Origin of the sequence: Aeromonas sp. R4-1 (genome assembly GCF_040908325.1) — a bacterium.
Taxonomy (GTDB): domain Bacteria; phylum Pseudomonadota; class Gammaproteobacteria; order Enterobacterales; family Aeromonadaceae; genus Aeromonas; species Aeromonas veronii.
In genome coordinates this window covers 1-6,459 of the sequence record NZ_JBFODM010000044.1, presented here as the reverse complement: position 1 = coordinate 6,459, position 6,459 = coordinate 1, and the positions used below count along the sequence as shown (strand labels likewise).

Below are 6,459 nucleotides of genomic sequence, written 5' to 3'. Positions count from 1 at the left end.
GTCACTTCACCAGACATTGAAAATCAAAAATTGTTTTTGATGCTCGATGCTGTGAGTGCCCACACAGATTGCTTGATTCAAATTGTTAAAGAGCGACGCAACAGTATGTGTTGCTGCGGGAGTGGAATTCTACTCAACCGCCTTCTCGAGTCAAGCCTTATTTTCAAAGGCTTTTCGAGGTTATCGACTTGGCTTTCTGCGTTGCCGCTTGCCCTGTCGATGGAGGCGCATTATAGAGATCCAGGTCACATTGGCAAGCTTTTGCCGCAATAAAATTGCAAAAAAGTGCAATTTATTAGTTATTCATATCAACACACAGCCTTTATACAGACTTATCCACAGGCAGGGGTAAAATGCGGGGTTTTGTCTCCGGATAAGCGCCTCACAAGGGAACAGGCACTCATCCATCATCACCGCACTGTCGCGTCTAACGCGCAGCGCCCTCGACATCTTCTATATAAGAAGGCGTATGAGGCATATATAGAAGTGCTTATCCCAATCCAGCCTCTTTGACCCAGCACGCTATCAGCTCGCTGGCAGGAAGATCCCTGCAACCCGTTACATTCTGGCCAGCCCAGAGCGGAGAGAAGCCACTGTCCCCCGCCTTCTCGGCGGCAGCACGCAGCGGTGCCAGTGCGCCACTGGCATAGGGGAAGTGAGGGGCAAGATCCGAGAGCGGGCCCAACTCAAGCATCAGACGGTTGACGATCCCCCGCGCCGGACGGCCACTGAACAAATTGGTCAGTGCCGTCTGCTGGCCCTCTGGTGAATGGATGTCGGCGCGATGCAGCGCCGAGGTGGTCGCTTCATGGCAGCAGAGAAAAGCAGTGCCCATCTGCACGGAGCTCGCCCCCATTGCCAGCGCGTTGGCGATCCCCTTGCCATCGACGATACCGCCAGCGGCAATCACCGGCAGATCGGTTGCCGCGAGGATTTGCGCCAGCAGGGTCAAGGTGCTCTGCTGCAAGGCGAGATCATCAGAGAGGAAATGACCGCGATGACCACCCGCCTCCAATCCCTGAGCGATGATGGCGTCGGCACCGTGCTGAGCAAGCCAAATAGCCTCCGCCACCGTGGTAGCACTGGCAAATACCTTGGCCCCCGCAGCCTTCACCCGGGCAAGCAGCTCGGGGGCGGGCAAGCCGAAGTGAAAGCTAACCACCGCCGGTCTGAACTCGGCCACCATGGCGGCATGCTCCTCATTGAAAAGTGCACGGCTTGGCGCCATCGTGACCGCTGGGGGAAGTATGCCGAACTCGGCGTAGTAGGGAGCAAGGCGCTGCTGCCAACTGGCCAGAGCAACGGGATCCGGTTCCCCTTGCCGATGGCAGAAGAAGTTGATGTTAAATGGCCCAAGGCCGCTTTGGGAAAGGCACTCCAATTCGCCGCGCAGCTCCGCTGGCGTGAGCATGGCGGCAGGCAAGGAGCCCAAGCCGCCCGCTCGGGTTACGGCCAGCGCCAGCTCGCTGCCCTGCACACCGGCCATCGGCGCCTGAATGATGGGATATCGCATCCCCAGTTCGGTAAAGAGGCTCATCCATTCACCCCGTTTGTCGCATCCGCCGCCAGATGTGCGCGGGCCAGTGCGATGGCACCGTCGATGGCACTGCGGGCCTTCGGGCTGTTCTGCCAGCAAGTCGAGCCCAGCATGCTGGCCACCAGCTGGACGATATGGGTGGTGTCGGCCTCGGCCAATCCGGTCAGGGTATGGTAGCCCAGCTGTTCGAGCCGCCCGATAACGGTCGGCCCTACCCCTTTCACCCCGAGCAGCATTGCCCGCTCTTGCGGGCCAAACCGGTTGTTGCCATCCATCTGCCAGACTCCTTTCTGATAACCGTGGTTACACATCAGGCCCGCAAGGGGCCCGATGAAGAGAGTGGAGGCTTAACGCACGCTGCGCAGCAGGAAATCCGGCTGACCGCAGGAGCGGCGCTCGCGCTTTTGCATCTCGGCGGAGCAGGTGACCGCATCTGTCCCCTCTTTATTGACGCAGATGTAGATCTCCCGCAGGAAGCGGCCACCATCGGCGCAAGCCACCGTGATGTTGTCGGGGGCTAGCCACTCGTTGGCGCTCGCCAGATCGGCTTTAAGCTGGAAGGAGCTCTTGCGCAGCGGCTCTTCAGGGGATTGATAAGCCACCGGGATCTTCACCTTCTGGCGCAGGTCGCTTGCCAGCTGATGGAAGTCCTGCTGGCTCAAGCCGGAGCAGGTACCGTGCTTCTCCCACTCATGGCGATAGAGGAAACGGCTGGGGTAGAGGTCGGCAAACTCGCTCTCCATATCGGGATTGAGCCGTTCGCGAGTACAGTTGCTGGGGTAACCGCGATCGTACTGGGGCCAAAGACCGTGCAGCACAAAGCCCAGCTTGCGGGAACACTGGTCCCGATCGGCCGGTTTGACGGCGCAATGCTCGGGCGACCAGGAGAGCGCCATGGCGTAATAGTCAAACTCCCCCGCCTCCCCTTTGGCCTGCACGGCCGAGGAGAGCAACAAACCACCCGCCAACAGGGCAATCATCTTCTTCATCTTTATACCTCCACCTAACGCGACTCGGGATGAAAGCCATGCTCCCATATTCTGGCGGCGGGAAACAGCCATGCTGAGACGCCGCGCGACAAGGGTCAGACCAGTCAGGGGTTTCACCAGAGGGCGAGCAGGGGTAAGCTGACCGACCGGTAGGCTCCTCGTCCACCACCAGATAATCCCTCTTGGCAACCACAGGATGTAACATGATCCGCAAGAATCCCTCCGGCCATCTGCCTGTCATCGACGAATCCGCCTATATCGACAAGACCGCCATCATCTGCGGCAAGGTGATCATCAAAGAGAATGTCTTCGTTGGCCCCTACGCGGTGATCCGCGCCGACGAGGTGGATGAGAGTGGAGATATGGAACCCATCGTCATCGGTGCCAACTCTAATATCCAAGATGGCGTAGTGATCCACTCCAAATCCGGCGCTGCCGTCACCATCGGCGAATACAGTTCCATCGCTCACCGCTCTATCGTGCATGGGCCATGCGAAGTGGGGAACCGGGTCTTTATCGGTTTCAACAGCGTGCTGTTCAACTGCCATGTCGGTGACGGCGCCGTGGTGCGCCACAACTCGGTGATCGATGGCTGCGATCTGCCGCCAGAGTTCTACGTTCCCTCCACCACCCGCATCAACCATCAGAGCGATCTGACCCATATCCCGCGGGTTTCGGTAGATGCTGCCGAGTTCTCCGAGGACGTGGCACACACCAATATCGATCTGGTCAAAGGGTACAAGGCGCTCTCCAACGAGTTCTGATCCCTCTGTATTCCCAGAGAACAAAACGGGCGCCGAGGCGCCCGTTGCTGTTTCTATCTCTACTTATATATATGCGGGTCAGGAGCACTTCTTCTATATGTGCGGGTCAGGAGCACTTCTTCAGGCTGATATGCCAGTTGGCACCGGATTGCACCTGATGCTTGGCAGCGAAGCTGTCCATGTTCAGCGCCACCGACACCTGCAGCAGACTGTTGAGGTAGACCAGCGGCTGACCTTCCGGCACATCACCGAAACTGCTGACGTAAGGGGCCTTGCCGTCATATTTGACCACATCCCCTTCACGGATCTTGATGCAGGCGTTATCCCCCTTGTTGATCCCCGCCTTGGTCAGCAAGGCATCGTCGATATTGGTCCAGACGTTGCCGTACTGCACATCGAGGATCGGGATGGTGCCCTTGAGGGTGCCATCTTTCTCGGCTACTGCAGGCTGATAGGGGATCTTAACCACTTCGGCAGGCAGCAGCGGGCCCACCTGCTCATAACTGATGGCGCCGGAGGCGAGCCGTGCGCCGGTATAGGCGTACACATCGCGGCCATGGAAGGTGTAGGACTTCTCGGAACCCTTGAGGCGGTTGAGTTTCTCATCGATCTGGCGCACCGCATCGATGCCGAAGTGCTCGGCCACCAGAGTCAGGGTGCCGTTGTCCGGGGTCACGATGTAGTGGCCGCTCCTGGTCTTGAGCACTACTGATTTGCGCTCGGTGCCGACACCGGGATCCACCACGCTGACAAACACAGTCCCCTTGGGCCAATACTGCAGGGTCTGGTAGAGGCGGTAGGAGGCTTCCCAGATGTTGTAAGCCGGGATCTCGTGGGTCAGGTCATAGAGCGGCAGGGTGCGATCCACCCCGAAGGCAACCCCCTTCATGGCCGACACGGCGCCATCTTTGAGACCAAAATCGGTCTGGATCACTAGCGCTTCGTTGGCGACGGCGATGCCACTAGCCAGCATGAGGGCGAGCGCGATGGCGCGGGGAGCGGTGCGAATATCCATATCTGAACTCCTGAATCATCTGAGGATAACGAAACAGCGACAGCCATTTAGACATCCAGACTGCCACTAATGGATTTTTTTGCAAGGGGTTTGCAACAAAGTGAGGGACGACTCGCAGAAATTGTGCTCGCCAAACGTCGGCGGCGGGGGTATCAAAGGCAGAATGGGAAAACGTTTACAATACAGGGGCTCAGCACCATGACACAACCCGTACCGGAGATGATGACACTGCTACTGGAGATTGGTGAACAGAGCAGTCAGCTCTGGCTGAGCCAGCCAGATGCGGCTCCGTCACGCTACCCGCTGGCCTTTGGCACCCACGCCATCCAGCCAGGACCGTTTCGCCACGCGCCGCCCACCCCGCTCGAACTGGAGCGGGCCATCATGGTGGTGGAGGATGAGCTGATGCGCATCGCCCCGCAGATCCCGCCCGGCTTGCAGCTGACCCTGCGCAGCCAACCCTCACTGGCCGAAGCGCTGGGGGACAACCAGCTCGACCGGGATCTGGTGGAGCAAGCCTTTGGCCAGCTGGCCGCCATGGCGGAAGGGGATCCCCTCGCCGCCAGCTTGCTGCCCCGCGACGAGCACTTTGCCGCCGTGCTGCTGATCGTCAGGGAGTGGCTGCACCATCTGGCCAGTGAGAGCGTGCTGATCGTAGAGTAGTGTCATGGCTGATGCCCCTTGCACTGCAGACTCGCGGTAAAACAGAAGCGCGGCGACGAGGCCCTGCGCCACCGCCATGCGCGGCATGCAAAACCGGGAGCTATGCACCCTTGCTCATCATCGCCTTCTGCCGCTCCCCCTGCTTCTGTTACCATCGCGGCCACGATCACTCACTGCATCGTGGCCGCAGGCCGCGATAACCCCGACTGGTGCCCTCTATGTCCATTGCCTCTTTTGCCGAATTGGCCCTCTCCCCCCGTCTGCAGCAGACCCTGAGCGAGCTCGGCTATGCCGCACCAACCCCCATTCAGGCCCGCGCCATTCCGGTCATTCTGGCGGGGCGGGATCTGATGGCGGGCGCCCAGACCGGCACAGGCAAAACCGCCGCCGTTGTGCTGCCGCTGCTGGAGCAGTTGCTACAACAGCCACAAGCAGAGCCCCGCCCGATCCGCGCGCTGGTGCTGGTGCCGACCCGCGAGCTGGCGGTGCAGGTCGCCGAGAGTGTGGCGCGCTACGGTCAAGGCACCGGTCTCACCAGCACCCAGGTCTACGGCGGGGTGAGTATCGCGGCGCAGGTAGCGGCGCTTCAAGCCGGGGTGGATATCCTGATCGCCACCCCGGGCCGCCTGCTCGATCATCTGCGACAGGGGGCGTTGAGTCTGGCGGCGCTGCGCCATCTGGTGTTTGACGAGGCTGACCGCATGCTCGACATGGGCTTTATGGACGAGATCAAGGCGCTGCTCAAACAGATCCCGGCGGATCGCCAGACCCTGCTCTTCTCCGCCACCTGCGATGACAACCTGTTTGCCTTGAGCAAGGTGCTGCTGCGCGACCCGGCGCTTATCGAGGTGGCGCCGCACAATACCACGGCAGCCGAGGTGGAGCAGCGGGTTTATACCGTGGATAGCGATCGCAAGCTGGCGCTGGTCGAACATATGCTGAAAGTGAAGGGGTGGGCTCCGGCGCTTATCTTCAGCCGCACCCGGCAGGGGGCCGACAAACTGGCCCAGCAGCTTGGCAAGGCGGGCATCAATGCGCTCGCCTTCCACGGCGATCTGTCGCAGAGCGCGCGGGAGAAGGTGCTGCTGGAGTTTCGCGCCGGCACCCTGCAGGCGCTGGTCGCCACCGACGTGGCAGCCCGCGGCCTCGATATCACGGATCTCAACTACGTGATTAACCTTGAGTTCCCGTTTGTGGCAGAAGATTACGTCCACCGTATCGGTCGCACCGGACGCGCCGGCAACAAGGGGCTCGCCATTACCCTGTTCAGCCCGGAAGATGCGCCCCTGCTGGAGAAGGTGGAAGCGGTGCTCGACACCCGTTTGCCCCAGCAGTGGTTTCCCGGTTTTGAGCCGGATCTCACCCGCTTTGAGCCCGAGCCGCGCCGCAACAGCAAGGCGGCCCAGAAGCAGCGAGCCAGAAAGCAGGCCCTCGCTGGCAGCAAGGGTGGCAAGGGCAAACGCTAAGCCGCCCAGCACCGCCAATAAAAAA

8 protein-coding genes are annotated in these 6,459 nt (G+C 60.4%); 4 read left to right on the top strand and 4 right to left on the bottom strand.

The genetic code is table 11. The features are described from left to right. A partial coding sequence (locus AB5Y90_RS07440) for a hypothetical protein (RefSeq protein ID WP_368166760.1) occupies window positions 1-273 on the top strand: 273 nt, incomplete at its 5' end. Between the two features lie 217 nt (window positions 274-490). Here AB5Y90_RS07440 and AB5Y90_RS07435 read toward each other — a convergent pair. From AB5Y90_RS07435 to AB5Y90_RS07425, 3 genes are all read right to left on the bottom strand, one after another. After that, window positions 491-1,537: an NAD(P)H-dependent flavin oxidoreductase gene (locus AB5Y90_RS07435; RefSeq protein ID WP_368166759.1), complete on the bottom strand. Its 1,047-nt coding sequence runs from the start codon at window positions 1,535-1,537 to the stop codon at window positions 491-493. Further along, entirely contained in the window at window positions 1,534-1,812 is a 279-nt protein-coding gene (locus AB5Y90_RS07430) for a Pathogenicity locus (RefSeq protein WP_069554988.1), read from the bottom strand. The genes AB5Y90_RS07435 and AB5Y90_RS07430 overlap by 4 nt, the downstream gene beginning before the upstream one ends. Window positions 1,813-1,884: 72 nt before the next feature. Next, the gene (locus AB5Y90_RS07425) at window positions 1,885-2,526 is read right to left on the bottom strand and encodes a ribonuclease (RefSeq protein ID WP_368166758.1); all 642 of its coding nucleotides are present in this window, start codon (window positions 2,524-2,526) and stop codon (window positions 1,885-1,887) included. Window positions 2,527-2,729: 203 nt separating this feature from the next. Here AB5Y90_RS07425 and AB5Y90_RS07420 point away from each other — a divergent pair, with 203 nt between their 5' ends. After that, entirely contained in the window at window positions 2,730-3,290 is a 561-nt protein-coding gene (locus AB5Y90_RS07420; protein WP_257124396.1) for a carbonate dehydratase, read from the top strand. 106 nt (window positions 3,291-3,396) lie between these two features. Here AB5Y90_RS07420 and AB5Y90_RS07415 read toward each other — a convergent pair whose 3' ends face one another. Further along, window positions 3,397-4,305: an S-adenosyl-l-methionine hydroxide adenosyltransferase family protein gene (locus tag AB5Y90_RS07415; protein ID WP_368166757.1), complete on the bottom strand. Its 909-nt coding sequence runs from the start codon at window positions 4,303-4,305 to the stop codon at window positions 3,397-3,399. 198 nt (window positions 4,306-4,503) lie between these two features. Between AB5Y90_RS07415 and AB5Y90_RS07410 the strand changes: the two genes are divergently transcribed. Together AB5Y90_RS07410 and AB5Y90_RS07405 are read left to right on the top strand one after the other, a co-directional pair. Then, a complete protein-coding gene (locus AB5Y90_RS07410) occupies window positions 4,504-4,968 on the top strand; it encodes a hypothetical protein (protein ID WP_257124394.1) in 465 nt (154 codons plus the stop codon). Window positions 4,969-5,186: 218 nt separating this feature from the next. Further along, entirely contained in the window at window positions 5,187-6,434 is a 1,248-nt protein-coding gene (locus AB5Y90_RS07405; RefSeq protein ID WP_368166756.1) for a DEAD/DEAH box helicase, read from the top strand. Window positions 6,435-6,459 lie beyond the last annotated feature (25 nt).